The organism is Desulfosalsimonas propionicica (assembly GCF_013761005.1).
GTDB classification, from domain to species: domain Bacteria; phylum Desulfobacterota; class Desulfobacteria; order Desulfobacterales; family Desulfosalsimonadaceae; genus Desulfosalsimonas; species Desulfosalsimonas propionicica.
Genome location: NZ_JACDUS010000004.1, coordinates 152405 through 178353, shown reverse-complemented (window position 1 = coordinate 178353; position 25949 = coordinate 152405). Strand labels below are relative to the sequence as shown.

Below are 25949 nucleotides of genomic sequence, written 5' to 3'. Positions count from 1 at the left end.
GATTGATTTACCGCTTGTGCCGGATGGTCATGGGATCTGACGGGGCCGGTTTGTCATGCCAGGGCATGTGCTTTCGGTAATACAGGCGCATGGCTTCAAAAATAATTCTGGGCATGGTGAGATGCGGCATGACCGGATGGCGCAGCAATAGCCCGAGGTGGGCCGCCCGGGTCAACTCCCGGCCCCTTGCCCGGAAACGGGCCTCAAAGATTTTTTCCCCTTCCCGGACCAGGTGGATGGCAACATCTATGGTTTGGCCCGGGGCGGTGCAGAAAAAATCGTATCGGCCGGACATGTTGTTAAACGGTGATACGTGAAAGGCCTTGTCAGCGGTATATTGCAGGATTCCCGGTTCAGAGGTGTCCGGTGCCGCGGGCTTGGGCAGATACATGTGCCGCTCTCCGTAAGTATTGCTCACCTCGGCTGCCAGGCAAATCATTGCTCCCTGTCGGTCAAAGCAGTAATAGAAGCACACCGGGTTGAAAATATAATGAAAATACCGCGCAGCGGTGATCAGCATAACAGTTGCCACCTGTTCCCTGTCGGCTTCGGGCAGCAGATCCAGAAGCTTTTCCTTTATGCAGCCCGGTCTGTTGTCCAGGTAATCGGCATCATTGATGGTTGCTGGCCGCAGCCGGTTGTAGCCGAAAAACGGCAGTTTTTTGTCCAGCAGGGCCAGTTCATCGATGTCAATGCCGTACATGTAGACCGGGTACTGAAAATGATGATACACCGGCAGATGACGGGTATGTTCCACAAAGCCTGTATAAATTTTTGAATTCATAGTTCAATCCCGAACTCTTTGCCAACGGCCGCAGCCGACATCACCGCGTCTTCATGAAAGCCGTAGCGGAAATAGCTGCCGCAAAACCAAGTGTTGTTGACCCCGTTTAAGCCTGGCAGATCCCCCTGTGTGGCCGTAGCGTCTTTGTCAAACATGGGGTGGGCATAATTGAGATCCGCAATCATATGGCCCGGCTCTATGGGATAATCCGGATTCAGGGTGACGCAGTAGTGATGTTGACAGGCCAGCTGCTGGAGCTGGTTCATATAATAGGTCAGGGTTGCGGGACCGCGGACGGCCTTTTTTGCCCCCTGCCTGTAATTCCAGGAGCCCCAGGCTGTCTGCAGGGGAGGGAGGCAACTGGTGTCCCGGTGCAGGATTACCCGGTTTTGAGCATACTGCCAAAGCGAAAGCAGTTTTGCCTCGGCATCAGAAGGATCTGTCAGCATTGCCAGGGCCTCGTTTGCATGGGCGGCGATCACGACCTTGTCATGAACGGCTTCTGCCTCATGGGTCCATAGCCGCACCCCCCCGTTTTCCCGGGCGATTTTTTTCACCGGACAGCCGGTGTGCACCGTGCCTGGAAATGTTTTTAAAAACGCTTTGACATATTCATGGCTGCCGCCCTGGATGGTATACCATTGCGGATGGCCGGAAAAAGACAGCAGCCCGTGGTTTTCAAAGAACCGGGCAAAGGTTTGCGCCGGAAAATCCAGTATATCCCGCTCGCCCGTGGACCATATGGCCGCACTTACGGGAGTGACGTAATGTTTTGCCAAAGCGGGGGAAAATCCGGCCTGCCGCAAGTATTGACCAAGGGTCATGTCCGCCAGGCGGTTTTGTGCAAGCCATCTCCGTGTTGTTTTGTTAAACCGGTCGATTTCAAACAGCAGGCGCCAGAACGACGGCCGCAGCAGGTTTTTTTTGTCTGCAAAGGGGCGTGTGGTGTTGTAGGTAAACCCCATGCCCGGGTCCCAGTATGTAAATGACATGGCGCTTTGCAGGCTGGATACGCCGAGTTGTTTGATAAACCGGATGAAATTGGGATAGGTGCGGTCGTTGAAAACAATGAATCCCGTATCCACGCATGCAGCAGATTCATTGCCTTCATCGACTTCGATGGTGTGGGTGTGGCCGCCCACGTAGCTGTTTTTTTCATACAGGGTCACCCGATGGCGCCGGGCAAGCAGGTATGCGGCAACAATGCCGGCCACCCCGCCGCCTGCCACGGCAATATCCAGACTGGATTCATTTGTCATGATCGGCTCCTTTTTCCCGGCCTTTGTCGGGAAACCAGGGCACAAATGCGCTGGTCCGCCGGATGTAGGCCTGATATTCAGGGTTGTCGGAAAACTCGGTTTCTTCCATGAGGGTTACGCCGGTGAGCCGCAGCAGGGTATATGTGATCACCAGCGGGCTGACAATGGTCAAAAATCCAAGGGGTGCAGACAGCACCATAACAAAGATGCCCCACCAAACCAGGGTTTCACCGAAATAGTTGGGGTGCCGGCTGTACCGCCAGAGGCCCTGGTCCATTACGCGGCCGCGGTTTTCCGGGGCGGACAGAAAGTCCCGCAGCTGGTAGTCGGCCACGGATTCAATCACCAGCCCGGAAAGCCAGATCAAAAAGCCGGCCCCATCCAGCCATGTCAGGCGGGCTGGGTGTGCAGCCACCTGGCCGTACTGAACACCGATGGCAATGACCCATAAAAAAACCGCCTGCACCAGAAACACCCTGTAGAGGCTCACTATCCAGAAGCTTTGCCCGTATTGCGCCCGCCAGGCCGCATACCTGGGATCTTCGCCCTTGCCCCGGCTTCGCCCGGCAATATGGACAAACAAACGCAGGCCCCAGATGGTCACCATCAGGGCGAGCAGGAGCTTTCGCATGAAAAATCCGTCTGCCTGGAAAAAGGTCAGCCAGGCCACCAGCACGAAACCCAGCCCCCAAAGGGCATCGGCAATGGCGGCATTTCTGCGCATCAGGCTGATCCCCCAGCCGGCCGTCATAAACACGGCAACGGCTGACAGATTCACGGTAAACAGAATAACAGTGTCCATAAAATAACTTTCTTTTTGTTGGCCGTTTATCCCTGTTCTGTCCCTGCCTTGCCAATCATGCGTCCGGAAACCAGGGGATCCTCTACCGCCCGTCCGGCGGCGCGCTCTTCTATGGCTTGCCGGATGCGCAGGTGAATATCGCCGCTGATGGGGTAGTACAGGGCAATGACAATGGCGATGGCATTGCACAGGCAGGGAACCATCGCATACAGCACGCGCAGCGTCAGAATCACGGAATCGGACTGAATGACACCGGGCTGGTAACCGGATACCCCGAGCAGGGCCAGGCCTACACCCACGCCCGCGGCTGCGGCCAGTTTTTTGGCAATGGACCACAGGCTGATATACAGCCCTTCCCGCCGGTCGCCGGCAATTAGTTCGTCATAGTCAATCACGTCGGCCTGGATGGCCGAAGGGATGGCCAGCGTCGCCCCGAAACCAATGCCGGAGAGAAACACCAGGATACCGTATACCATCTCATCTCCCGGGCCCAGAAAAAATACCCAGAAAAACGCACCGGTATTAATGGCCATGGAAGCGATCCAGGCAGCCTTTTTGCCGGTCCGGCGGGCCAAATACACCCACATGGGCAGAAAGACAATGCCTGTGACAAAATACAGGGCAAGAAACAAATCCGCTCTGGAAGATTCCAGCACATACTCCACGTAATACAGAATCAGGGTTGCCGGAAGGTTGTTGCCGATGGCGCTGATGGTGTAAGCGATCAAAAGGATCCGAAAGGGCCGGTTGGCCAGGCTTGCACGGATCCATTGGCCAATCCGGAGCTCTGATCGTTCTGCCGGCCGGGGCCGTTCCCGGAAAGCAGTCACGCACCATGCGCAGGCCCCAAGAATCAGGGGGATATAGATCAGAGACAGGATAAAAAAGGTCTGGCGTTCACCGGCCGCGCCGGCTTCTGTACCGGCGGCCCACCGGACTGCACCCGGCATGGCCGCCGCAATCACCGTACCGGCAATCAAGGCGCCGTCGCGCATGGAAAACAGGGCGGTGCGCTCATTATAGTCAAAGGTCAGCTCCGGGCCCAGGGACTCATACGGGACAATGACCACGGTCCAGAATAAAAACAAGCCAAATATCATGGCCATGAAATACAGGCTGGCCGCATCTGCGGCCATTTCCCGGGGCGGGTTGAACAACAGCGCGATGGCAAAAACCGTGAGCACGGCACCAGCGGCGATAAGCGGCCGCCGCCGCCCCATGGGTGTCTGCAGCCTGTCGGAGAAAATGCCGATAACCGGGTCGGTAAACGCGTCAAACAGCCGGACAATCAGAAGAATGGCGCCCAGAGCCGAGATGTGAACCCCCACCACGTCGGTGTAAAATTTTGGAATATAGACATACACCGGAATACCCACCACTGCCAGTGCAAATGCCGGGGCAGAATAGGCTGCCTTTTCCGCGGCGGAAAGCTTTCTCACGACCGGCGCCTTCCAAGCATGCGGTCCCGGAAAGTTTCGTCTATCGGGTTTTCACCGATCCAGATGGCAAAAAACGCAGCAGCAAAGGATGCGCCTTCAACCCCGCCCAGAAGTTTGTCATTGCGCCACAGACGGGTTCCGCTTTCGGGGGTGTATGCGGCTGTATAACGGTCACCGGGCTTGATGTCGCGGTATAATTCGTTAAATTTTTCGATTTTCGGCAAAAGGGAGGAAAATCGATCCGAAGAGACGTTTTTTTTGATCATTTCCCTGGTGGCCCTGGCAAAATCGCCGGCCTTGATGGGCTGAAAATAGTAAAGCACCAGGCAGCGGGATGCCTTCCCGTCTGTGGCCTGGTCTGCGGTTTTGCCTTCCTGAAGATAAAACGCGCCTTTGTAGGCCTTGATAAAGACCATGTAGCGCAGCACACCCGTGCCGCGAAGGGTCAGGGTATGGCCATCTATATTTTTTTGTTTGGCATAGCCGGGTTCCCGTGCTTCGGCGGGGCAACCCACAATGAAAAGCCATGCCAGCAGGACACCAATGCACACATGCGGTTTTGTTTTCAACTCCAGTCCTTTCGGGGTTGGCCACTGATCAGAGAAATCTGCTTTGCACAATTCCTGTTTCATCACTAATATATTATAATCATGGCCAAACGATTATCTATTAAAAGGAAACCCGGATCATGAACTATTTTTTTTCCGCTGCGTTTTTCAAGGTTGCCGGCATTGCCATTGTGATTTTTATCCTGGCCGATATGCTGTGGCTCGCAGTTGTTGCACGGCATCTTTATTTCAGGCAGATGGGCTATCTGGCATCGGTTGAAAACGGGCGCATCGTCTTTAACCTGCCGGTGGGAATCCTGGCCCAGGCAATCATTGCCCTGGCGCTTGCGGTATTTATCTCCCTGGCGATCATTGTGGAAAACCGCCTTGCTGCAGCCGTTTGCACCGGCGCGTTTGCCGGGTTTGCCCTTTACTGCACATATGATCTGACCAACCTGTCATTTGTTAAAGGCTACCCTGTGTTTATTTCCCTGGTCGACATTGCCTGGGGAACCGCCCAGGGCCTTTTTGCCGGGTTTTACGTGTTTTACCTCACCCGGTTTTTTCGTGCCGGTTTTTGATTGCATTGCCGGCGTCCTTCCGGCCGGTTTTCATCAGCGGAAGGATTTGCTGGCAGGGGCATGAGAAGTGCTTATATTTATTCATACAAATTGTGATGGCACCATCAAATTGTAATTGCAGAAAAGGAGGCAGTTTCATGAATGATGTAAAGGATTATTGTGACAATTCCTATAAGCGGCTGATCGGTTTAAAGGCCGGCTTATACGATGTTATCGTAAAGGCGGAAGAGGTTTCGGATTCAACGCATGCAGAGAGTGCAAAACAATTAAAATCTCTGGTCGACAGTATCGAAGAAGGCCTGGAGGAGCTAAAGAATCAATGTCCTGCGGATTGGGCCCCAAATAAAAAAAGGCTTGACGATAACATGGCCAGGTTATCGGAAACCCTGGAAGAAATTGCTGATAAGCTGCAGGTAACTGTACCGGACAGCACGGCATGGATTTAAAGGGATTGAATACCAGGGCATCCGTGTTTTTTTCAATTGGTTCTTCCGCCCGGATTGATGATTGGACCGCTGGTGCCCGGATCCGGTGAATGCTTTTGCCTGAAGGCCGCCAGAACCTGGTTTAAATCAGCGAGATCACCGGCAAACCGGTCCCGGTGGCCGAAAAAAAGATTGTCGCCCGGGCCGATCAGAAAAATACCCCCTTGCTGCCAGGGGTCCCCGGCTGTGGACCCCTGGCGGAATCCTTTTTTCATGGCATAAATGCCCCGGTAAAGGGATGCGGGGCCGACAGAGCGCCAAAAGCCGCGAATCAGTTCAAAGGCCTTGTATGCAGCAAGGTCCCGGCTGACATACATTTCACCGGCAAACCCATGGGTTAATGCAAAGGATTTGGCCTGCTCGGGGCTTCCGCTTCCGATGGCGGCAAGCCATATGCCTTCATGGTCCAGTTGATCCTTGATTTTTATCAGGGCAGCAACCTGCTGCCGGGCAAAAACTCATCCAAAATGACGCAGAAAGGACAGGAGAACTGTCCGGTTTTTCCAGACAGATACAAGCTCCACGATTTCTTGCTGCAGGTTTTCAATCTTTACGCCGGTGATTCTGGGCTTTAAATCCTGGTAATCCAAGGCAGGCTCCTTTATTTGGTTTTTTGCGCATGCGGCATTCAGTTGTCGTTTGAATGGCGGCAAGCAGGCTTCACCCCATGGCCCACGGGCTTGAAATAAAAGCATCCTGGGCGAATATGGGAATGTCCTTTTTTGCCTTTCCTTGCGAGGTTCTTATTCAATCTGTTGGCGAAACACGTCTGTCAATCCGTTTAAAAAAACCACCGACTTGACCCTGACGCAGATAATGGCCGCATCCGGAGAGTCCAGCAGGCTTTTGAGTTCCGGATGTCTGGCCACCAGCGCTTCGCGGATTTGATCTTTTTCCGTATCCTGTTCAATTTCTTCAATCTCGCCTTCAATGGTGAGTGCCTGGGGCCGGTGCTGATCCCGGGAATCCATGAGCAGGCTGACAAGGGGATTTTCAGCGAGGTTTTGATACTTGCGGGTATTGCGTCGGGTACCCACAAATATCCGGGTGCAGTCATCATTGACAACATAGGCCATTAAAGAGCAGTAGGGCTTGTTGTCTGCGGCAGTGGCCATGACACAATGGCGCCCGGCCCGGATCAGTGATTGGATTTCCTCATGCATGGGCTTTTCTTCCGGGTTATGGATTGATTTTGCGTTTGTCCTGTTCCTGGTATATATTTATTGCAAATTAAGACAAATATCAAGCAGGAAGGATTTCAAATGGAAGATCGCATCAAGCTGGGCGTCAGTGCCTGTCTGTTGGGGGAAAACGTGCGTTACAACGGCGGGCATAAGCTGGATCACTTTCTTCGTGACACCCTGGGCCAATATGTGGATTATGTACCCGTATGCCCGGAGGTTGAGGCGGGTTTCGGGGTGCCGAGAGAGACCATGCAGCTGGTGGGAGACGTGGATGCTCCAAGGCTGGTAAAGACAAAATCCCGCACCGACCATACCGACCAGATGCGCCAGTGGGCGCAAAAACGGGTAAAAGAACTGGAAAAGGAGGATTTGTGCGGCTATATCTTTAAAAAAGATTCGCCGAGCAGCGGCTTGATGCGGGTAAAGGTGTACAATGAAAAGGGCATGCCTGAAAAAAAAGGCGTGGGCCTGTTTGCCCGGGAGTTTGTGGACCATTTTCCCCTGATTCCGGTGGAAGAAGAGGGCCGGCTTCATGATCCAAAGCTTCGGGAGAATTTTATTGAGCAGATTTTTACCTTGAAAAGATGGCGGGACACGCTTTTAAAAAATCCCGGCACAGGGGGCATGGTGGATTTTCATTCCAGAAACAAACTGCTTTTGATGGCCCACAGCCCCGAGTACGCGCGCAGCATGGGAAAACTGATGGCCGGAGCCGCAAAAATGGATCAGGATGCATTCCGCGGGGAATATGAGGCGCAGCTGATTGCCGCCATGCGACTGAAGACCACGACCAAAAAACACATCAACGTGCTTCAGCACATCATGGGATATTTCAAAAAGCAGCTGTCCGCTGATGAGAAGCAGGAACTGCTTGAAACTTTTGACCGGTTCAGGGCGGGCCATCTTCCCCTGCTGGTTCCCATAACGCTTTTAAACCACTACATCCGCAAATATGATCAAAAGTATCTTAAACAGCAGACCTACTTAAATCCACACCCCATTGAACTCAAGCTGCGAACCTATGTTTGATCCGGCGAGGTCCGGGTCCTGGGCCGATGGGGATGCTTTAAAAAGGCGAAAAACATGTGCTTTGAAAACAGTCACACAGGAGGTCGGCGTCAATGCGCTATGGTGTCATGAATTCTCCTGTAAATCCGCTTTTGCAGGAAGTGGAAATTCTTGGCAAACTCGGATTTGATTATATGGAAGTGACAATGGATGCGCCCCATGCGCACCATTCGGTCATAAGAGCGCAAAAAGACGATCTTTGCCGGGCCCTGGAAGGGTTTGGCATGGAGCTGGCCTGCCATTTGCCCACATTTGTCTCCACTGCGGATCTCACCGACACGATCCGGGAAGCCTCCATCCGGGAAACCCTGGATGCCATGCACATGGCCGCCGAGCTCGGGGCCATCAAGGCGGTGCTGCATCCGAGCTTTATTCAGGGCCTGGGCGCCATGATGCCGGATCTGGCCCGAAAACGCGCCATGGAGGCCATGGGCCGGCTGCTTGGCGAGGCGGAAAAACTGCGCCTGACCGTGTGCGTGGAAAACCTGTTCCCCCGCTCCCTTTCCCTTGCGCGGCCGGAGGATTTTGACACGGTTTTCAATGCATTTCCCAATGCACAGCTGACACTGGATACGGGCCATGCCCACATCCAGGGCGGAACCGAGCGAATCCTTGCTTTCATCAATCGCTTTGCCGGGCGCATCGGCCATGTCCATGCCAGCGACAACCGGGGCCGGGATGATGATCATCTTCCCATCGGGGCCGGTACCATTGATTTTGCCGAAGTGGTCAAGGCATTAAAGCAGATCGGATACAACGAAACCATCACCCTGGAGGTCTTTGCCAAAGACCGGGATTATCTGCGCATCAGCCGCGACAAGCTTCGGGAGATGTTTGCAGCGCATTGATCCAGGGCCCGGCCGCAGGCAGGCTGAAAAACCATGAGCAATACAGGTTTCAAATATCAGGGACAATGCTGCCCAAAGCCTGTCTGGGCCTGCCTGGAGCTGCCGGTAACCGATTACAGGCAGGCCCTGCGCCTGCAGCAGAATTTGGTTTCCGCCCGTGCCAGCCGGGCGTTAAACCGGGATATCGTGCTTGTTCTCCAGCACTTCCCGGTTTTTACCCTGGGCAACCGGGGCGGAGAAGAGCACCTGCACGTTTCCGGGGATTTTCTAGAGGCCCGGGGCATTTCCCTGGTTGAAACCGACCGGGGTGGGAGCATCACCTATCACGGGCCGGGACAGCTTGTGGCCTATCCTGTGGTGGATTTGCCTTTAAATGGCTGGCTTGTCGTGGACTTTGTTCATGCCCTGGAATCCGTAATGATTTCCATTGCCGGGCAGTGGGGGGTGGCAGCGCAAAGACACGCCCTGGGCCGCGGGGCCTGGGTCCGGGGTAAAAAAATCGGCAGCGTTGGCCTGCGGGTAAGCCGGAAAGTCAGTTTTCACGGACTGGCCTTAAACGTGGATCCGCATCTTGACCCCTTTGACTGGATTGCGCCCTGCGGTCTGTCCGGGATTCAGATGACCTCCATTGCCAGGGAAACAGGCGGCCCTGTATCCATGAACAAGATCGCCCGATCGGCCCGGGCCCATTTTTCAAGTGTTTTTAATGTTGAACTGGAGCCGGTGCCGGCCGATTACGTGGCGGATTACTGGAGGTAGCCGCCCAAAAGTTAGCGAAGAGTCTCTTTCCTGTCTAAAACATTTTTAAGTATCACTTGACCGTCCCGCACAGCCTTGCGTCCATCCTTGTTGGTGACTACGAAAAAGATGCTGTTATCACCATTATTTTCAGCCACGGGAGTTGCTTTTATGCTTATCCGGGTTCCGGGTTCCACCATGTCTGTAAACCGACAGGAAATGCTCCGGATTCTGGTCGGATCGCACCCGGAAAAGGCGTTTGTAATCTCTCGTACCGCCAGCGCCAGCGTGGCTGTCCCCTGCAAAATAATGCCTGGAAGCCCCACGCTGCGGGCAAATTGTATCGATGTGTGAATCGGGAAATAGATACCGGTGCAACCGTCGTATATGTAGGGCAAGAGCGGATTAATGTCCAGGGGCTGAACCCAATCCATAGCACCTGTGTCTGCCTGATGGCGGGGGATTTCAGGTACATTTTCTTGTGCTGCGGCAGCACCGGTGCAGCGAACTCCACGCATCAGGCCGCCAAGATGTTCCGTAAAAACCGGGGCACCATTATCATCTGTGGCATCAAATCGAATAATAACGTGCGTGCCAGCACGATGAGGCTGAATCCCGGCTATTGTTCCCCTTATTGTTAGCCGGTCCTCCGGCTTCATGGGGCGATGGATATGGATATGTTCTGTGTAGTGAACCTGAGTGGGAATGACTTCTTTTGGAAAAGATTCGGATTCAAGGTGTTCACCCAGGCGCTCGCATATGGGCCAGGTAAGGGCTACACAGAACATGGGAGGTGCAATGATGCCATTTTCCCGTGTATCATCAAAATACACGGGGTTGTTGTCACCCACTGCCGCGGCGTAATTCATGGTATCACGCCACTTGACAATAGTTTGGCGGCTTCGCAATGCAGTGCCGACAAATCGAGTATTGAGTTCCATTTGGCTGCCTCCGGGCTATTGTTCTTCCAGGATCTTTTTTGCTTCCTCGCGCAGGGCGGCTTTGTCTATTTTGCCATTGGCCAGCAGAGGCAGATTCTTACGGATGAAGAAGCGCTTGGGCACCTTGTAGTTTGCAAGCTTAGCCCGACAGAGGTTTTCCACCGCTGATTCGGTCGTCTCCTTACCCGGCTGCAGCATGATCCATGCCCAGCCCACTTCCTGGAATATTTCATCTGGTACGGCAATTACGGCAGCAAACAAGACGGCTTCATCGAGTTCAATGATCTCTTCAACTTCCCGCGGATAGACGTTTTCCCCTCCGCTTTTAAACATCTCGGATATCCTGCCGGTTATATGGATGTAGCCCCGTTGATCCCTGTAGGCAAGGTCAGTGGTGTAATACCATCCGTCTGGGTCAAGTACGCGGGCGGTTTCTTCCGGCATGTTCCAGTATCGGGAAAACATAAAAGGGCCCCGAACGGCGATTTCGCCGATCTGTCCATCGGGCAGTTCAGCACGGTTGCTGTCAACGATTTTGAGTTCAAAGGGCGGTGCAATTTTACCAACGGTGTGCAGCAGGGTTCCCGTATCGTCATCTTTTTCTGTATAGGTAACAAATCCGCATGTCTCTGTGCTGCCATAACCGGTGATGAGTTTTGCCCCGGTATTCCGGGCAATGCCGGAAAGGACCCTGACCATCAAATCCGGCGCTGCTGACCCGGCCCAGGCGAAAAGCTCGATATTGTTCAAATCAACTTCCCAGAAGGCTTGCTGCTGGATCTGGAGCAAAAACATCACCGGCACCTGGCCCACCACGTTGATTTTTTCCTTTTCAATGACGTTCAAGGACTTAACCGGATCAAACCGGTCCATGCAGACCAGGCAACCGCCGGCCAGTATACCTGCAAAACCGATTTCCACGTCGGCTGCAACATGATTGATCGGAAAATGCAGCAATGCGCGGCTGCCCTGGCGAAAGTAGAATTTATCAGCCTCCACCTTAATGTTTTCAATAATGCTGTTGTGTGTATGCACTACGCCTTTGGGTTTACCTGTGGAACCAGACGTATACATAAGAAGAGCCTCATCTCCCGGCGTTACCTGGCGGAGCCTTTCTTCCAGTGCCATTTCCGCATCGCTTCGGTCCTGTTCCAGAAATTCCCGGTAATCCTCAGTACCAGCAACCCTGTTGCCAATTACAAGCACCTTTTTCAAAAATGGGAATTCTTTTACCAGGGTTTGAATGTTTGCAGACAGATCGTTTCCCTGAAATTCGCTGACCGCAATCAACACTGCAGGCTTGCTGTCAGCGATTTGATAGCGCAGTTCATCGATGGTGAACTTCGGATTCATGCCCAGCCAGATTCCCCCGACCTTGTTGGCCGCCATGTAGGTCACGGGGAACTCGGTCCGCGCCATGGAAAGCAAGGCCACGCGATCTCCCTTTTTAACGCCGGCATCGATAAACGCCCGGGCCGCCTTGTCCATTTCGGATTTGAAGTTGCTCCAGGTCAGACGGTTTTCTTCAAAAACCAGCGCTTCTGCCGCAGGCGTCTCCAGTGCCCACTTTTCAACATAATGCCATGTTAAAGAGAGATCCTGCCAAGTCATTTTGCATCTCCTTGTGAAAAGTTACAACTGCGTTTTCCAAAGTATCTCTTTACCAAGACACCTTCTTGTGGCCTTATCAGCACAGGTGGCGACGTATTCGATGGGAGGGTATTTGAAGGCTTCGCAAATGAAGGTGCGCTCCCGGTGTTCCATTTGCCTTGTATTCCGGGGGGCAGCCCGGTTTTTCCGGACGATCTCTTGACAGCTAAGCCCTGGCCACCGAAGAAAGAAAAAGGTTTCTGCCAATTCTCTATTATCTTCTATTTTTAAATTAATAGCAATACCAAACATTTATTTTGGGTTTTGCAGGAATTGCCCATGATATGATTTTATTTAATAATTTCAAAAGGATATATGGCGGAGAGGGTGGGATTCGAACCCACACCCACCGTATTTTAGTTTCTGAAATTATTATTCATTTTTATCGCCCGTATTGTTTGTTTGCATTTTGTTTGTAAAGTCAACCCGCCGGACCTTTTCCACGGCAGCCCGCAACGGATCTTCTTCGTATTCTGCATAGCGTTCAATCATACGCGGATCACTATGCCTGAGCAACCGGGAGACAAGTCCCTTGTCTGTGCCGTTGTTGAGCATTTGGCAGGCAAAACTATGGCGTGTGGCATTGTAAAGATTGATCCTTTTAACCCCGGCATCGTCACATGCCTTATTCCAAATCCGGTTGATGTTTTTCGTGTAAGGCTTACCCGTGGTCGGGTTTGGAAACATCCATTGCGTTAGATTTCTCGGCTGCTGATCAAATATTTGCTGGACTTCTTCGGTGATTGGGAAATACCCGGATTTTGCTTGCTTGACTGTTTTTAATTCTTCGCCGCGGCCAAAGGCCACCTCAAACCATATTTTGCCGTCGCCCCGGATATCAGATTTCCTCAATGCCCTTGCTTCTGCCGGTCGGCACCCGGTGGCCATCATAAACAAAAAAATTGGCCGGTGTTTTTGTGGGATTTTTTCAATGATCCGCATCTGATCTGCCGGGGAGATATACCGGATCGGTGGGGCAACAACCTTGTTTTTGCCTTTCAGCTTCGGAAACTCCGGCACCTGGTCAATATAACCGGATCGCTTTGCATCTTTCATTAACTGCTGAAGAACGTCCATGACATTTTTTTGCCCTTTGGTTTGCGTTGGATGCTGTGGAGCAACTCCTTTAAATCGTCGTAATTTATGTCCGGTAGGTATTATCGCCTAATACAGGCTTAACATGACGGTTTAGACTGTTGCTGTAATCGTAATCCGTAGCCTCGGACAGTTCCGGTTTTTTCAGGGCCAGCCACTTCTCAATATAATTTTCCAGGTGGAGCGGCTTGCTGGCCTTGTATTTTTCCGGGCTGAATTGGCCGTTTTCAATGTCGATGCTTATGGATTCCTGTAACCGTTCGGCTATGCGGCGGGTTCCGCAGGGGATAAGTCCGTTGTGGGTCGGACACTGGCTGTAATATTGCCGCTTACCCTGCCACTTGCCGGAAACATAATATAGGCCGCGCTGCTTATTGAATCCGATCTTGCCCCACATATACACACCCCCCTGGATGGAATTAACAGTAGGAGTGATATTAGGGTATGCATAGAAATCATTCAACAAAAAGTTACTGTTATGCTCTATGGCTTTGGTTTTTTTCTTTCTTCGTTGCATTGCGATAGGGCCTCCTTGAGTTGATTTTTTCTTCTGACCTCTATACGCAAATGAGTCTTAATAAGGGGTAATATTTAATAAAAACAAATAGATAAATGGCTAGGCAAAAAACATAAAAAACGGATCTGTAAAATCTGAACAGATCCGGGGGGTAAGTCCTTGATCCCTTCTCGCTGGTTCTATTTCGTGCTTCTTTTTCCCGCACTTATCAACTTGGAATGCTCAACATCGGCAGTTACTCCGGCGATGAGGGGCGCCCTGATTGCAAACACCCTGGCAGCCCTTTCGTTGCCCATTATTCGTTTAGGTGAAACGCACTGTGTAATATCTACGGAGCGTTTTGGCCCAAAGAGCCTATTATCAAGGCCTTCAATGAAACCTGCTTATGCAGCAGCTTGTCCAGATACGACAAAACATGATTGAAAATAGGGGGGATTGGATTTGAGCTTTTGGGCGACGGAAAAAGCTTGGAAATGGGTAATGGAAGCTATTGTAAAGAAGGGATGTCATATTAAACAGTGTGACTAAGAAAAGTAAAAGAGGTTCTAAATAACCAATCTGAATACCCCCTATTCAGATTTTGCAGTTCATTCGAAAAATTTTCAAAATTCATTAAAAAAAGGGGCCCGGTTTTCAAGAAGTTCAGGGACGCCAAAATCTGCGAATGGTAAGGGTTGGGATACACTCAGGAGGAGATCGCAAAGGGGGGTAGGTATTTCCAGATCAAGAGTTGCGCAAATAGTGTTAGAAAAATGCACTCAAGTGCAAAAAAACTAACATTTTTTCCGACTGGGCAGAAAAATGCTTGATATTTCCCATTTGGCAGCTCCCTACACAAGAGTTCCTTTTTGTCTTGTCTGGACAAAGGGTTTCGTTTTTCCTGTTTGGACATTGCCGGGTGCTTTGTGTTTTGGCGTTTTGCAAAACCAGGGCTCTATGTGCAGGGTGGATCAACGAGGAGGTCTGCTGGTTGGATTGCTGGCTTTGTTGATGGGTAATTGATGCTTGGATGGCTCCTTGTCGGGTCGGTTGCTTTAGAGGAACAATAGCTGGATTGGAGGTTCTGGATTGACAACCAGGTAGTCAAGATCTGCAAAGAGTTGAAAAAAGCTGTCAAGGCCGGGGTGGACAGTATCGTTGTCTTCTATGGTGGACTCGCAGAAAAATTAAATTCGGGGTTCAAATTCAGAAGGCCCCAAAATGGTCCTTCGGTCTTTAAAAGACATTTCTGGGTCTGACTCCGCTTACAAAGATTGAGGTTGTTGCAATCTCCACTGTTTCCACCATAGGTATTGCCCTGGTCCTGCTGATTGGCCGTGAATACACCAGGGTTTCTTTTCGCTGAAGAAGATGGTTGTCGTTTCGAGGAGGTGGAGCTTGAACGAAATACGCCAGTCGCATAGTCCGTCTTGGACGGTGCCTGGATGGTGGCGGCATGCTCTCAAGATCGTGGTTGCTCCGTGGTGGTTTGGTCATGTGTTTGTGGTCGGATGGTGGCAGGATTGTGATGGCAGAGTGGAAAGATGATGAGGGCACCGTATTACCACGATGTCAACACGGTGAGGGCTCGGTGGTTATTTCAGGGCAGGAGGATGGGGAGCCAAGTTAAAGCCGGAAAAAATCATGGCAGAATTTGGCAGGTGGTATCCGGGGTGCTGGAAGCAACTGGAAAACTTTGCCCTGGCCAGGGGCCAGGATGGTCTGCCGGAGTGGGGGATTTGTCTGGAGTCGCAGTCCAGGTGGTTTAATGGGGTCTTTGTGGCCCTGGAGCATAACGCCAATGATGGCCACCGAAAGCTGCAGCTGGTGTTTGTCGCTGATGAGGATTCGGTTTCCCCCGTGTTTGTGCATCTGGTGCCCGGGACAAATACTGAGCAGGCCATAGATGAGGCTTTAAAATATGCGGCAAAGCAATTGTCCGGTCAGGACAAAAAGCTGATGAAGGTGAAAGATGGGAAGATCGTGTCGGCAAGGCGGATTTTGGAGATAGAGATTCCGGAATCTGATAATTCATACCTGGAGCCGGAAAAATATGGCCTATCCCACATTACAACACAGTCTCCCCACGGTGGCCCCATGATGATCTCTCGGACGGTTCTGATAGTGGAGAGGATAGTGGCCATAGGGTCATACAGGGTGGTTCCCAGAGTGAGGGACACGGTGCCCCCCACAGTGCTCCCACGTTGTGGACACTCACCCCGCATCAGAACAGATATTAAACAGAACAGATATTAAACAGAACAGAACAGCAACAGCAGAAGGGCAAAGCGGCAGCGAAAAAACCCCCATGAAAAAAATCCAAGAACTTTGGAACCAAGCCGTCGATGAGAATGGCTCCACCATGTCAAAGCTCATGGCCATCAACCCGGGTACTGCCAGACACAACCATGTCCGGGCCCGCTGGAAAAAGCATTCGGATCTCGAAGCTTGGCAGCAGTTGATTGCCAAGGCGATCAAAAGCGATTTTTTGAATGGAAGATAGGCGGCAGAGTCGGAGTCAGGAAGGACTATGGCGGCAGGGAATGTGGTTCGCCTGTGGCCCATATCCGCAGGGCGCATTGGCACTTGTACTGGACAGGGCTGAGAAAGCAGCCGGAGTCTCAAAAGCCGGTTCTCAGGTGGATCCCGCCAACACCTGTTGGGTTTAAGTGGGAAGATGGGGTTAATGGTCCGGTTATAAAATGGGTGTCAGGACAGCTGATTTGATCGAGGCTGGACTTTCTTGAGTGCAATAGCAGAGGAGGCTGGTTATTAAAATCGTTTCGCATATGGCATTTGCGGCAGGCGTAGGTGGGATGCTTGGGTTGGGTGGACAGGAATGGGCGGCCATAACTGCCGGAGCGTGCTTTCCGGATGTGATGGATGGCCTGATTGCCGGAAGGAGCCGGGAGGTTTGGCAGGGGATTCACAGGACGGTTTCCCATTGGCCGGTATTATATCCGCTTGTTTTGGGGTTCCTGCTGTTTGCCGGGGCCGGGATTCCCGCCGATATTTTTCTGCGATTTGCATGTTTGTCGCAGGGACCTTGATACATATTAGCTGTGATCTGTTTACACCGATGGGAATTCCTCTGGCTCCGCCGTTTACAAAAAGAGTATCGCTGAAAATGGTTTCCACAGGGACGGTATCAGACTATGCGTTTGGGTTTTTGCCTTTGGCAATTTACGTTTTGTTTTTCGCGTGAGCGAAAAACAAAACGTATTAAAAAATCGCGATTTCAAAAATATCCACAAAGGAAGGAGTATACTTCCTCTTCCTTTTCCTGTTTAGTTATAAAGGGAGGTTTTTGATTTTTCATGCTTTGCAACTTCCTCTATTTACAGGTTAATAGAAATGAGTTTGTCAAAAACTCCTGTCGAAAAAAATTTTTTCTCTATGAAACCAGGTAGGTTTTTTAAGATTTTCAGGATTTGCTTTCAATCAAAATTGTTAAAAAGGAGGTTTGAGTTTGGACAAAATTTTATTTGACGCTAACCAGGAATACAATCGTTTAAACGATCTCATTAAAGAAACATAAACGCCGCTTGAGCGCTTGGTTTCAGGACAGGGTAATGGGCCTTTGTTACAGTATGTGCGGTGGACGTTTTATCTATGCCTGATTCGCCAGATTAACACGCAGGGTGAATGTTATGGTGTCCGATAGACTGTCAGCGGTGGCGTGAAAATGTATTAAAAATGGCGTTTTAAAAATGCATTGCCGTGATGAGCGATTTATGGTTTTCATCTCCAGCCGGAACCGGCAGTTTGCCGGTCCCGGCCGGAGCTTGGATGTCATGATTCTATCTGGTCTTTCATGCGATAGCTTTTGCCCTCGATGACGATGGTTTCTGCATGATGCAGCAGCCTGTCAAGCATGGCAGAGGTCAAAGTGGCATCATTGTTAAAGCTTTCAGGCCAGTCTTTAAATGCCCGGTTGGAGGTGATGACCAGGGCACCCAGTTCATAGCGAAGGCTTATGACCTGGAACAAGAGATCAGCTCCGGCCTTGTCAATGGGAAGATAGCCGAGGTCGTCAAGGATCAGGAGTTCCGGCTTGGTGTATTTTTTGAGCTCATGTTTTAAACGTCCGGCCAACTGGGCGGCTGTCAGGGTGTTGATCACGTCAATTGCCGTGGCAAAAAGGACACTGTGGCCTTTAAGGCAGGCCGCACAACCCAGAGCGGTTGCCAGATGGGTTTTACCCAGGCCCACACCGCCCAAAAAGATCACGTTGGACTTGTTTTTGATAAACTGCAGGGCAAACAGATTCTGGACCTGCAGGCGGTTAATCGTCTTGGGCCAGATCCAGTTGAACTGGTCAAGGGTTTTGATTACCGGGAAGCGGGCCAGACGGATACGCCGCTGGATGGAGCGGTCATGGCGAAGAGCGGTTTCTCCGTCGATAAGCCGGGCCAGATAGTCAACGTGGCCCCATTGTTTCTTGGATGCCTGCCGGGCCAAATCATTGTAATGCCGGGCGATATAGGCAAGCTTTAGATACTGCAAATGGGCGTCAAGGTCCGAGGGGTTCTTTGGTGTATCTTTATGGTTCATGATTTATCGTCCTTGTTTTTTGCGGGTTGATAGATGGCAAGATCCGGGTTTTCTATTGCCAGATCCAGCAGGTCCTGCCTGCGGGTGAGCTGTAAGGCAGAGGGCTCTGGACGGATGCGTTTTCGCTGTTCAAGCAGATTGGCGATATATTCGCTGGAGAAGGCCTGATAGACAAAGGCGTCCTGCATTGCCGCAGCCACGGCCCCGGCGCCGTATATATCGCTTAAGGCCACGATTTTGCGTACATGGTGGTGCGGGTTCATGCGGCGCTGTGCCAGAAGCGCCCGGGGATGATCCGGGTCCTCAAAGTCCTGATGCCGGTCATAGCTGCGCATGTGTCGGGCAATAAGCTTGTCCTGATGATAAATACAGAGCCTGTCCGGATAGGTTTTAAGCGTGAGCATGGAGCCGGCATATTCGGCCGGCACCGAGTAGCGGTTGGTATCAAGGGTGATGCGGAACTGGCTTGAGGCCCGCACCTGGCTGACAGTGGCGATATCAAAGGCATGGGGCGGATGGGCACTCAGATGCGCTCTTTCTTTTTCAAACAGATCAACGGGTTTTTCCCGGGTGGTGCCGTGGATCCGGACATTGGCGATATCATCTGTCCAATGCCGTACAGCAGGCCCCAGGGCATCAAAATGCGGGATATCCAGACCGGAAAGAAAGTTTTTTTGACATAGCCCACGGCATTTTCCCCACGGCCTTTTTCATTTCCTTTGCCCACATTGCACGGCACGATGGTAAAGCCGTAATGATTGGCAAAATCAAGGTGTCTGGGATTAAAGACCGGATCCCGGCCGATAATACGCGACAAAACCGCGGATTTGAGGTTATCGACCATGACTTTGGCCGTAACCCCGCCAAAAATTGAAAAAGCATGCTCATGGCAGGCCAAAAAATGCTCCATGGTCTGGGACACGGTGAACTCGACATACATCATCCGGCTGTAGCACAGGACCATGACAAAAAAACTCAGCCTGCGCCGGGTGCCGCCTACGTTGACCGAGCCCCAGGAGCCCCAGTCCACCTGGGCGCACTCTGCCGGGGCAAAAGCCAGGCTTAGATAGGCCGGCGCCCTGGCAGGCCGGATTTTGCGGACATATTCCTTGACAATGGCATAACTGCCGTCAAAACCCTGCTCCCGGATGCGGTAAAATATTGGTGAGGCAGTATAAGGATGCGTTTCTATCATCCGGACGATTTGATCTTTGAAGGCGTCGAGCTTGCTGGGCCGCAAAGCCAGGGCCCGGGGTTTGAAGGTTTTTTCATCAATCCACTTGGCCACCGTGCGCACATCAAGGCCCAGCTCTCGTGCGATCAGGGGCGATGTCAGGCCCTTTTGTTCTTTTAGCAGCTTGATTTTGCAGAACTGTTCGTAGTCGATCATGAGGCCTCCTCCATGATTTTTTTAAAAATCTGGCCAAAAGAGCGGGCCTGATCGCATGCCGGACGTTTTTGAACCGGAGGAGGCGGCGGATCCAGGGGCAATACCTGATAAAAAAGCCTTTTGTAGGCAATAAGAGCGTTTTTGATCAGCTGATCACGGGCCTGGCAAAGGGTGTGATGATCCATGCTCATGCTTTTTTCAATGGAAGCATCCGCATAATAGCTCAGGCCTCTGGCATCGGCCACGGTGATCAAAAACAGGTACAGGGCTGCAGCCGCATGGCTGCAGGCTTCAATGTGGCGGCCACGGACCAGGCGATGATCCACCCAGCCGAACTGTTTGGCTACCCGGCGGATTCGATGGGGACAAGGGGGATGTTTTTGCCGCATGTTGACCTCCTTTTGCATAATTGGGTTGACAGAGGATATCGTTGCCCAATTGTTGCATGCGGCCGATGGTCGATGCGATGTCATCTTGTAACGCAGAACCGGTAAACTGTGCGATTAAGCCTATAAAAACAGAAGGTTGTCCGATGCAGAGATCTTGTAACGCACTTTTTGTTAAAACAGCATTAACGCCTTGTTTTTCTGAAGGATTTTCACGGCAGGGATCTTGTAACGCATTTTGTGGCCGGGTTCTGTTTTTCCAGTACCCGGGATTTTGCCTGCGCCACTGCTGTACCCGTTGGACGTTTTCTGGGCCGCGGAAGTAATCAACGTTTTCTGGTTTGTTTTGCCACCGGCGCTGGCTTACTGCCCTGGAGGCTTTTTTGCACTCGGCTTTGTTGCAGTATTTCTGGCGCGTGGCATTGCGATAATCCGGCAGGAACAATTCTTTGCAGTGCTTGTATTTGCGTCTTTTTATACGGCTCATTGGACCGGCACCTCCCGGCCCATTCTATGACGGAAGAAGATAAACCTGAAGAAAAAGGAAAGAAAACAGGAAGAAAATATTTAAAAATGAATATGTTGGAAGAAGATGGAAAAAAACTGGCATTTTCAAATCGCCAGTCTTAAAGTATTTTTATAACGTCGGTGAGAAAGGAGAACTGTTGTTTATAAATGTTAAATCGGCGTTCATGGTGCTCGGAAAGACGGTCTAGTATTCCTTGGTGAAGCGAACCAACAATCTCTTTGTCATTTGGATTCGTTATGGATTTCAAAAAAACAAAATCGCCAGTGTCCTCTTCTTCCGGTACGCGAATATTTACCTTCGGCAGGCCGTTTAGCGTTTTTTCAGTATTGTCAATTAATTCATTTCTAAGCGAAGGCAGGATGGCGTTTCTAAGCCGGATCTCCACTGCTTCTCGTGCTTCAATGCGTTCTGTTTCATTATTTTCGTTCAGGTATCGGCCGATTTCAATGCTTGTGACATAGCACTCCTGCCGGGATTGGGTAGACCAAAACGCCAGGCCAGCAATAAGACACGCAATGGTAACCCCTGCTATGAGCCATTTGCGCCGCTTAAGAGCTATCATGAGGTCAATAAGGCTTATTTCATCATCATGATAATCTGATGCCATGTTCTGATTTTTGTTTTTTTCTTGTTGCTGTACAGAAATCTCTTTTTCATCCATCCAAATAGCCTGGCTTCAATGTTCGAGAAATGTTATGTGTAGCGCTTCTAATTCAAGAAAAACCTATATTTTTTTATACGGTGGGCACCAACGTCAACAAAGAATCCCTCTTGCTTTTCAGCTACAGCCAATATGGATCGCCTATGCGTGAGCATCCTGGCAAGAAAAGCGGAGGCACTGCCCCGGGACGGGATTTAACGGTTCAGGGGCTCCGCATCCTTAAACTCGACCTCGTGATTCACTTAATCTTCCTGTTCTTTTTCCGGTCAAAAGATTTGCTATTGTGCTTGAAGTATGTTTTCCACAGCATCGAGGAGTTCTATAGGGCTGAAGGGTTTTGTGAAAAAAAAGTCAGCCCCCGCCTCCAGCCCTGTTGAAATATCAGTTTCCTGAGCCTTGGCCGAAAGCATCAGAACAGGGATATTTTTCAGGCCATTGTGGGATTTGACGGTTTTCAAAACATCAATGCCATCAATATCCCCCGGCATCATCCAGTCCAAAACAATAAGGTCCGGGGGCAGACGCCGGATGCGTTCAATGCACTGGCGGCCATTGGATGCAGTCTGTATGGCATATTCTTCAGGGTCCAGGATTTCACAAAGCAATTCGATCACTTCTGGCTGGTCGTCGACTACGAGTATCTGTCTCATATCAGGTCCTCTGTTTTTTTCCCATGGGATTGTTATTGGCAGGTCAAGGGCAGCAGGATAATCATGCGGCTGTTGTGCATGGAGTTGTCTTCGTCATGAAAAAAAACATGACCGCCAATGATGATTTCCAGGCAATGAACGGCCCATGCCAATCTTTGGGGTTTTTTGTTTAGGCTATACAATGGATCATAAAGGTTCTTAATTTGTTCATCGGTCAGGGAGCCGCCATTGTCCCAGAGGCTGATTTCAATATATTGACTCAACTGCTTGGTGCGAACATGAAAACGAGATCTTTCACCCTGACGGGCCGCCAGCTCAAGCCGCCAGGCCAGCAAAGCCTTAAAGGCTTCATGGCAAGCTTTAGGGGGATATTTTTGAGGTGTTATCCGTTCATCCAGACTGGGCCTGACTTTTATTTTGCTGTCATGATTGCTGCACAGGCGGATTAAAATCTTTTTCAGTATTTGATTGACATCTGTGGGCTGCGGCAGTTCGTCATCAGCGCGGGGTAAATTTATAATAGTTGTACGAATTTCACGCATCTGGAATTGGCTGCGCCGGATACGCAGCAGCAGAGAGGCCCGAAACGATTGCAGTAATTCTTCAGACAGTTCGGCTTTCAGGAATGCGCTATGCCCTCCAAGGGTGTCAAAAAAGGTGTGCACTTGAGCGGCCATCTGGTTGAGGCTCTTGGAGTTGTAATCAAGCATGGAAGCCAGCAAACTCGTCATCTGTTCCATGAGCCGTTTCTGTTGAGTTACATGTTCCTGTTCCTGCTGGAGTTGTTTTATTTTTGTTCGCAAAACGCACAGATCCCTGGCCAGAAAGACAGCCTGGGAACTCCAGGGTTCAGTCAGTGTGCCGGAACTGGTAATGGCCTGCTCCATGAGTGTCTCCTTGCAAATGGCATTTGGATGGTCTGTTCTAAGTTTTTTCATACTGTTACAATATCTGTTGGTATTTCGCTATTGATGCGGTTTCTCAGTTCCAGCAGTTCTTCATAATGAGCGATCAGGATACCCGCAATTTCCGGATCAAACTGGGTGCCTTTGTTTTGTCTCAGAATTCCGACGGCTTTTTCAGGCGAAATGGGTTGTCTGTAAGGCCTTTGTGAAAGCAACACATCAAACACATCCGCTACGGCAACGATCCTCGCTTCCTGGGGGATGTTTTCGCCAGCCAAGCCTGTCGGGTAACCGTTTCCATCCCAGCGCTCGTGGTGGTGCAGGGCGATGTTTCGGGCATACTGCATTTCAGGAGAAATCGGACTGCTGAAAATGTTGCTGCCGATCACAGTGTGCGGTTTAATGATTTCATATTCCCCATGGGTGAGTTTGCCGGGTTTGAACAGGATGGAGTCGGGAATCGCTATTTTGCCGATATCATGCATGGGCGCGGCAGTGCCGATAAAGTGCATCATTTCATTGGAAAAGCCCATTTTCTTTGCAAGAAAACCACTTATGGCTCCGACCCTCTGGTTGTGCCGGCTGGTTTCGTCATCCCTGTAGTTGCATACATTGATAAGCCGTTGAAGAAAATCTGTATTGACTTTTTCTATTGTAAAAATACGTTGTTTTAATTTTCGGTTTATTTTCCGGAAATCATTTGCAATCATCATGAGCTGGCTATGCATTCTTTCCTTGTTGTGTGCGACCGGATTAAAATTTTCTTTGTTTTGTATTTTTTTGATTTCCGGCATATGTTTATCCTTGAATTATTCCCTGTCCGCCAGGAGAAATCAGTGCTCAGTTGATCGAAATTAAATTGCCTCGAGCTTTGGTTCATGTTTTAATCGAAAATATGCAACTTTAGTGCCACAACAAGTTTTAAGAAAAGATTTGAAATGGTAGTTTGCAAATAGTCGTAAAAAATCAGGTGTAAATGGCGACGCAAAAGGTTCATGATAATGGCTTTCTAAATTTCAAAGAATGCTGGTACTGATTTGGGGGTAGAATTCTTAGAAACTGCGTGTAATCAAGATATTGAAATTTACTGTGGAATCAAGTTGTTATTTTTTCCCGGTTTGATTAAACCGGCGGGAGCTTTGTCTGTTTTTGTGATTTCATAAATGATTTTGAAAAAATCACACAACATGCTTGGTTGTCCAGTTGACCTGCCCGATGCCTGACAATCTCATTGAATGTTTGGATTCTCAATTATAACAGTCAGTAGTTTCATCCTGAGGCTATTTGCTCCAGCTTTTAAAATTTTTTTATCTCAAAGGCACGGTATTTGCTAAACTTTAGATAACTTTTGCTGCCTGTGGAAGCGATGCCATAATCAGAGGGTTTAAAGCCATAGCATCGCTTCCATACCCAAAGAGGTGAATAAGGAATGGAAATGGAACGTCTCAATTCCCGGATTCTTATCGTAGATGATGACCCATCGGTCCGAGAGCTTCTTTTTGAACTCATGGAATATGAAGGGTTTACGCTGGCAACTGCCACCGATGGCCAGGCGGCCCTTGAAGCAGTCAGGGGACAAATGCCGGATTTGGTTTTGTTGGACCTGCAGATGCCCCACATGGGCGGCTCGGATGTCCTAAACCGTTTAAAACAGACAACACCGGAACTGCCGGTTGTGATCATAACCGCTTTCGGAGAGATCCAGGGCGCAGTGGAGGCCATCAAGGCCGGTGCCTATGATTATCTCACAAAACCGTTTAACCAGGAAGATGTGATTCGGGTGGTCTACAAGGCCCTTTCAGAAAGTGCCCTGAAGCGCAAGCTGAAAACTCTGTCAATTCAGTTGCGCAAAGACAATCCACTCAGGGAACTTATGGGTCCAAGCGATGCTGTGGGAAGCGTTATTTCCGCTATAGGGCAGGTGGCAAAAAGCAATTTTACTGTTGTGATTCAGGGAGAGACCGGTTCCGGAAAGGAAGTGGTGGCACAGGCAATCCACAACAACAGCCGGCGGGCCAAAAAGCCCTTTATCTCGCTTGATTGCGGGGCCATTCCGGAAAGCCTTCTGGAAAGCGAACTATTTGGCCATGAAAAGGGCGCATTTACCGGTGCGGTAAACAAGGCCCCGGGCAAGTTTGTTTCAGCCAGTGGGGGTACTCTTCTGCTCGATGAAATCCATAACCTGCCCCTGTCCTCACAAGCCAAGCTTCTTCGCGTTGTACAGGAAAAATATGTCGTTCCAGTGGGCGGGACCCGTGGTGAAAAGATCGATGTCCGGTTGCTGACCGCAGCCAATGAAAACCTGTACAAACTTGTGCAGGATGGAACTTTCCGGAGCGATTTGTTTTTCCGGTTAAAGGAATTTACCATTAACATCCCACCTCTGCGGGAGCGAAGAGACGATATCCTGTATTTGGCAAAGCGTTTCCTTGATATTACATGCATGGAGTTGGATAAGGATGTTAAGGGATTCTCCGAGCAATCCCTTGAAATGTTGATGAATTACAACTGGCCCGGCAACGTTCGTGAACTGCGTTCCACAGTGCGCCGTGCAGTTCTTCTGGCCGATGATGCAATCACCCAGGATCATCTGGATATAAAGCGGCGCTTTAATAGCTGCTCTGCTGACGACGTCATTCCAGCAGCGCCGGAGATCCCGGAAAGCTGTATTTCCCGTTTGTCTCTTAAGGATATTGTCAGCAAGAGCACGGCTGCTGTTGAACGGCAAGTGCTCAAAAAAACCCTTCAGGATACCCGCGGCAACAAAGCAGAGGCCGCCCGAATGCTTCAGATCGATTATAAGACCATGCTCACCAAGATTAAGAAGCTGGGTGTTTAACCCTTTATTTCCCCCTAATTTTATTTGGCTATCCTTTTTTTATTTCCGGCATGCCCATTGCAATTCAAGGTCGACGGCGACGTGGACCCGTTGTCCTGTCGATAAGAACAAAAGCGT

At 50.5% G+C, this 25949-nt stretch carries 29 protein-coding genes; 9 read left to right on the top strand and 20 right to left on the bottom strand.

What is annotated here, in order from left to right; all coding sequences use genetic code 11:
- Nucleotides 1–7: 7 nt before the first annotated feature.
- Genes HNR65_RS09090 through HNR65_RS09070 form a run of 5 tightly spaced genes read right to left on the bottom strand, consistent with a single transcriptional unit; the run spans nucleotide 8 to nucleotide 4853 of the window.
- A complete protein-coding gene (locus tag HNR65_RS09090; protein ID WP_181551174.1) occupies nucleotides 8–784 on the bottom strand; it encodes a DUF1365 domain-containing protein in 777 nt (258 codons plus the stop codon).
- Nucleotides 781–2043 (bottom strand): NAD(P)/FAD-dependent oxidoreductase, encoded by a 1263-nt coding sequence (locus tag HNR65_RS09085; protein ID WP_181551173.1) that lies wholly within the window; start codon nucleotides 2041–2043, stop codon nucleotides 781–783. Before HNR65_RS09085 ends, HNR65_RS09090 begins: the two co-directional genes overlap by 4 nt.
- A complete protein-coding gene (locus HNR65_RS09080) occupies nucleotides 2033–2845 on the bottom strand; it encodes a DUF1295 domain-containing protein (protein WP_181551172.1) in 813 nt (270 codons plus the stop codon). Before HNR65_RS09080 ends, HNR65_RS09085 begins: the two co-directional genes overlap by 11 nt.
- A 26-nt stretch (nucleotides 2846–2871) precedes the next feature.
- A complete protein-coding gene (locus HNR65_RS09075; RefSeq protein ID WP_181551171.1) occupies nucleotides 2872–4284 on the bottom strand; it encodes an MFS transporter in 1413 nt (470 codons plus the stop codon).
- Complete coding sequence (locus HNR65_RS09070) at nucleotides 4281–4853, bottom strand: chalcone isomerase family protein (protein WP_181551170.1); 573 nt, start codon at nucleotides 4851–4853, stop codon at nucleotides 4281–4283. The genes HNR65_RS09075 and HNR65_RS09070 overlap by 4 nt, the downstream gene beginning before the upstream one ends.
- A 119-nt stretch (nucleotides 4854–4972) precedes the next feature.
- On the opposite strand from HNR65_RS09070, the gene HNR65_RS09065 reads away from it, so the two are divergent.
- Nucleotides 4973–5413 carry a DUF2177 family protein gene (locus tag HNR65_RS09065; RefSeq protein ID WP_181551169.1) on the top strand — a complete coding sequence of 147 codons (441 nt, stop codon included), beginning with the start codon at nucleotides 4973–4975 and terminating at the stop codon, nucleotides 5411–5413.
- A 137-nt stretch (nucleotides 5414–5550) separates the two neighbouring features.
- The gene (locus tag HNR65_RS09060; RefSeq protein ID WP_181551168.1) at nucleotides 5551–5859 is read left to right on the top strand and encodes a hypothetical protein; all 309 of its coding nucleotides are present in this window, start codon (nucleotides 5551–5553) and stop codon (nucleotides 5857–5859) included.
- 32 nt (nucleotides 5860–5891) lie between these two features.
- Here the strand turns inward: HNR65_RS09060 and HNR65_RS09055 are convergent, their stop codons facing one another.
- Both HNR65_RS09055 and HNR65_RS09050 read right to left on the bottom strand, forming a co-directional pair.
- Nucleotides 5892–6488, bottom strand: a complete 597-nt coding sequence (locus HNR65_RS09055) for a peroxiredoxin-like family protein (protein WP_272502275.1) — start codon at nucleotides 6486–6488, stop codon at nucleotides 5892–5894.
- Nucleotides 6489–6641: 153 nt separating this feature from the next.
- Nucleotides 6642–7061 (bottom strand): pyridoxamine 5'-phosphate oxidase family protein, encoded by a 420-nt coding sequence (locus tag HNR65_RS09050; protein ID WP_181551167.1) that lies wholly within the window; start codon nucleotides 7059–7061, stop codon nucleotides 6642–6644.
- 99 nt (nucleotides 7062–7160) lie between these two features.
- On the opposite strand from HNR65_RS09050, the gene HNR65_RS09045 reads away from it, so the two are divergent.
- From HNR65_RS09045 to lipB, 3 genes are all read left to right on the top strand, one after another.
- Complete coding sequence (locus tag HNR65_RS09045; protein WP_181551166.1) at nucleotides 7161–8111, top strand: YbgA family protein; 951 nt, start codon at nucleotides 7161–7163, stop codon at nucleotides 8109–8111.
- 92 nt (nucleotides 8112–8203) lie between these two features.
- The gene (locus HNR65_RS09040) at nucleotides 8204–8998 is read left to right on the top strand and encodes a sugar phosphate isomerase/epimerase family protein (RefSeq protein ID WP_181551165.1); all 795 of its coding nucleotides are present in this window, start codon (nucleotides 8204–8206) and stop codon (nucleotides 8996–8998) included.
- Nucleotides 8999–9031: 33 nt separating this feature from the next.
- Nucleotides 9032–9757: a lipoyl(octanoyl) transferase LipB gene (lipB, locus tag HNR65_RS09035; RefSeq protein ID WP_181551164.1), complete on the top strand. Its 726-nt coding sequence runs from the start codon at nucleotides 9032–9034 to the stop codon at nucleotides 9755–9757.
- Nucleotides 9758–9768: 11 nt separating this feature from the next.
- Here lipB and HNR65_RS09030 read toward each other — a convergent pair whose 3' ends face one another.
- From HNR65_RS09030 to HNR65_RS09015, 4 genes are all read right to left on the bottom strand, one after another.
- Nucleotides 9769–10677 (bottom strand): MaoC/PaaZ C-terminal domain-containing protein, encoded by a 909-nt coding sequence (locus HNR65_RS09030; RefSeq protein WP_181551163.1) that lies wholly within the window; start codon nucleotides 10675–10677, stop codon nucleotides 9769–9771.
- Nucleotides 10678–10692: 15 nt separating this feature from the next.
- Nucleotides 10693–12288, bottom strand: coding sequence for a class I adenylate-forming enzyme family protein (locus HNR65_RS09025; protein WP_181551162.1), 1596 nt, complete (start codon nucleotides 12286–12288; stop codon nucleotides 10693–10695).
- 411 nt (nucleotides 12289–12699) lie between these two features.
- On the bottom strand, nucleotides 12700–13383 hold the full coding sequence (locus tag HNR65_RS09020; RefSeq protein ID WP_181551161.1) for a tyrosine-type recombinase/integrase: 684 nt from the start codon (nucleotides 13381–13383) through the stop codon (nucleotides 12700–12702).
- 85 nt (nucleotides 13384–13468) lie between these two features.
- Nucleotides 13469–13819 (bottom strand): tyrosine-type recombinase/integrase, encoded by a 351-nt coding sequence (locus HNR65_RS09015; protein WP_181551160.1) that lies wholly within the window; start codon nucleotides 13817–13819, stop codon nucleotides 13469–13471.
- A 1743-nt stretch (nucleotides 13820–15562) separates the two neighbouring features.
- Here HNR65_RS09015 and HNR65_RS09010 point away from each other — a divergent pair.
- From HNR65_RS09010 to HNR65_RS18340, 3 genes are read left to right on the top strand one after another with little or no spacing between them, the layout of a single operon-like run.
- Nucleotides 15563–16174, top strand: coding sequence for a hypothetical protein (locus HNR65_RS09010; RefSeq protein ID WP_181551159.1), 612 nt, complete (start codon nucleotides 15563–15565; stop codon nucleotides 16172–16174).
- Nucleotides 16175–16226: 52 nt separating this feature from the next.
- Nucleotides 16227–16421 (top strand): hypothetical protein, encoded by a 195-nt coding sequence (locus HNR65_RS09005; RefSeq protein WP_181551158.1) that lies wholly within the window; start codon nucleotides 16227–16229, stop codon nucleotides 16419–16421.
- Nucleotides 16367–16645, top strand: a complete 279-nt coding sequence (locus HNR65_RS18340; RefSeq protein ID WP_492207456.1) for an AcrVA2 family anti-CRISPR protein — start codon at nucleotides 16367–16369, stop codon at nucleotides 16643–16645. Before HNR65_RS09005 ends, HNR65_RS18340 begins: the two co-directional genes overlap by 55 nt.
- Before the next feature lie 1065 nt (nucleotides 16646–17710).
- Here the strand turns inward: HNR65_RS18340 and istB are convergent.
- The 9 genes from istB to HNR65_RS08965 form a co-directional block, all read right to left on the bottom strand.
- Nucleotides 17711–18472, bottom strand: a complete 762-nt coding sequence (gene istB, locus HNR65_RS09000; protein ID WP_181551157.1) for an IS21-like element helper ATPase IstB — start codon at nucleotides 18470–18472, stop codon at nucleotides 17711–17713.
- A complete protein-coding gene (locus tag HNR65_RS18000; RefSeq protein ID WP_232364721.1) occupies nucleotides 18469–18951 on the bottom strand; it encodes a Mu transposase domain-containing protein in 483 nt (160 codons plus the stop codon). The genes istB and HNR65_RS18000 overlap by 4 nt, the downstream gene beginning before the upstream one ends.
- Nucleotides 18952–18995: 44 nt before the next feature.
- Nucleotides 18996–19862: an IS21 family transposase gene (gene istA, locus HNR65_RS17995; protein WP_232364720.1), complete on the bottom strand. Its 867-nt coding sequence runs from the start codon at nucleotides 19860–19862 to the stop codon at nucleotides 18996–18998.
- Nucleotides 19859–20188, bottom strand: a complete 330-nt coding sequence (locus HNR65_RS08990) for a hypothetical protein (RefSeq protein WP_220128335.1) — start codon at nucleotides 20186–20188, stop codon at nucleotides 19859–19861. Before HNR65_RS08990 ends, istA begins: the two co-directional genes overlap by 4 nt.
- Entirely contained in the window at nucleotides 20154–20735 is a 582-nt protein-coding gene (locus tag HNR65_RS08985) for a hypothetical protein (protein WP_181551356.1), read from the bottom strand. The genes HNR65_RS08990 and HNR65_RS08985 overlap by 35 nt, the downstream gene beginning before the upstream one ends.
- 139 nt (nucleotides 20736–20874) lie before the next feature.
- Nucleotides 20875–21438, bottom strand: a complete 564-nt coding sequence (locus HNR65_RS08980; protein ID WP_181551155.1) for a Wzz/FepE/Etk N-terminal domain-containing protein — start codon at nucleotides 21436–21438, stop codon at nucleotides 20875–20877.
- Nucleotides 21439–21716: 278 nt separating this feature from the next.
- Entirely contained in the window at nucleotides 21717–22088 is a 372-nt protein-coding gene (locus HNR65_RS08975) for a response regulator transcription factor (protein ID WP_181551154.1), read from the bottom strand.
- A gap of 32 nt (nucleotides 22089–22120) precedes the next feature.
- A complete protein-coding gene (locus HNR65_RS08970) occupies nucleotides 22121–22828 on the bottom strand; it encodes a HAMP domain-containing histidine kinase (RefSeq protein ID WP_181551153.1) in 708 nt (235 codons plus the stop codon).
- Between the two features lie 194 nt (nucleotides 22829–23022).
- The gene (locus HNR65_RS08965) at nucleotides 23023–23787 is read right to left on the bottom strand and encodes an HD-GYP domain-containing protein (RefSeq protein WP_181551152.1); all 765 of its coding nucleotides are present in this window, start codon (nucleotides 23785–23787) and stop codon (nucleotides 23023–23025) included.
- Nucleotides 23788–24422: 635 nt separating this feature from the next.
- Here HNR65_RS08965 and HNR65_RS08960 point away from each other — a divergent pair.
- Nucleotides 24423–25832, top strand: coding sequence for a sigma-54-dependent transcriptional regulator (locus HNR65_RS08960; RefSeq protein ID WP_220128334.1), 1410 nt, complete (start codon nucleotides 24423–24425; stop codon nucleotides 25830–25832).
- Nucleotides 25833–25949: the final 117 nt, after the last annotated feature.

Bases quoted from the DNA above. Each gene is read 5' to 3' on its own strand.
- HNR65_RS09090 (WP_181551174.1), bottom strand. From the start codon at position 784: ATGAATTCAAAAATTTATACAGGCTTTGTGGAACATACCCGTCATCTG.
- HNR65_RS09085 (WP_181551173.1), bottom strand. From the start codon at position 2,043: ATGACAAATGAATCCAGTCTGGATATTGCCGTGGCAGGCGGCGGGGTG.
- HNR65_RS09080 (WP_181551172.1), bottom strand. From the start codon at position 2,845: ATGGACACTGTTATTCTGTTTACCGTGAATCTGTCAGCCGTTGCCGTG.
- HNR65_RS09065 (WP_181551169.1), top strand. From the start codon at position 4,973: ATGAACTATTTTTTTTCCGCTGCGTTTTTCAAGGTTGCCGGCATTGCC.
- HNR65_RS09060 (WP_181551168.1), top strand. From the start codon at position 5,551: ATGAATGATGTAAAGGATTATTGTGACAATTCCTATAAGCGGCTGATC.
- HNR65_RS09050 (WP_181551167.1), bottom strand. From the start codon at position 7,061: ATGCATGAGGAAATCCAATCACTGATCCGGGCCGGGCGCCATTGTGTC.
- HNR65_RS09045 (WP_181551166.1), top strand. From the start codon at position 7,161: ATGGAAGATCGCATCAAGCTGGGCGTCAGTGCCTGTCTGTTGGGGGAA.
- HNR65_RS09040 (WP_181551165.1), top strand. From the start codon at position 8,204: ATGCGCTATGGTGTCATGAATTCTCCTGTAAATCCGCTTTTGCAGGAA.
- lipB (WP_181551164.1), top strand. From the start codon at position 9,032: ATGAGCAATACAGGTTTCAAATATCAGGGACAATGCTGCCCAAAGCCT.
- HNR65_RS09030 (WP_181551163.1), bottom strand. From the start codon at position 10,677: ATGGAACTCAATACTCGATTTGTCGGCACTGCATTGCGAAGCCGCCAA.
- HNR65_RS09025 (WP_181551162.1), bottom strand. From the start codon at position 12,288: ATGACTTGGCAGGATCTCTCTTTAACATGGCATTATGTTGAAAAGTGG.
- HNR65_RS09020 (WP_181551161.1), bottom strand. From the start codon at position 13,383: ATGAAAGATGCAAAGCGATCCGGTTATATTGACCAGGTGCCGGAGTTT.
- HNR65_RS09015 (WP_181551160.1), bottom strand. From the start codon at position 13,819: ATGTGGGGCAAGATCGGATTCAATAAGCAGCGCGGCCTATATTATGTT.
- HNR65_RS09010 (WP_181551159.1), top strand. From the start codon at position 15,563: ATGGCAGAATTTGGCAGGTGGTATCCGGGGTGCTGGAAGCAACTGGAA.
- HNR65_RS09005 (WP_181551158.1), top strand. From the start codon at position 16,227: ATGAAAAAAATCCAAGAACTTTGGAACCAAGCCGTCGATGAGAATGGC.
- istB (WP_181551157.1), bottom strand. From the start codon at position 18,472: ATGAACCATAAAGATACACCAAAGAACCCCTCGGACCTTGACGCCCAT.
- istA (WP_232364720.1), bottom strand. From the start codon at position 19,862: ATGATCGACTACGAACAGTTCTGCAAAATCAAGCTGCTAAAAGAACAA.
- HNR65_RS08985 (WP_181551356.1), bottom strand. From the start codon at position 20,735: ATGAGCCGTATAAAAAGACGCAAATACAAGCACTGCAAAGAATTGTTC.
- HNR65_RS08980 (WP_181551155.1), bottom strand. From the start codon at position 21,438: ATGGATGAAAAAGAGATTTCTGTACAGCAACAAGAAAAAAACAAAAAT.
- HNR65_RS08975 (WP_181551154.1), bottom strand. From the start codon at position 22,088: ATGAGACAGATACTCGTAGTCGACGACCAGCCAGAAGTGATCGAATTG.
- HNR65_RS08970 (WP_181551153.1), bottom strand. From the start codon at position 22,828: ATGGAACAGATGACGAGTTTGCTGGCTTCCATGCTTGATTACAACTCC.
- HNR65_RS08965 (WP_181551152.1), bottom strand. From the start codon at position 23,787: ATGCCGGAAATCAAAAAAATACAAAACAAAGAAAATTTTAATCCGGTC.
- HNR65_RS08960 (WP_220128334.1), top strand. From the start codon at position 24,423: ATGGAAATGGAACGTCTCAATTCCCGGATTCTTATCGTAGATGATGAC.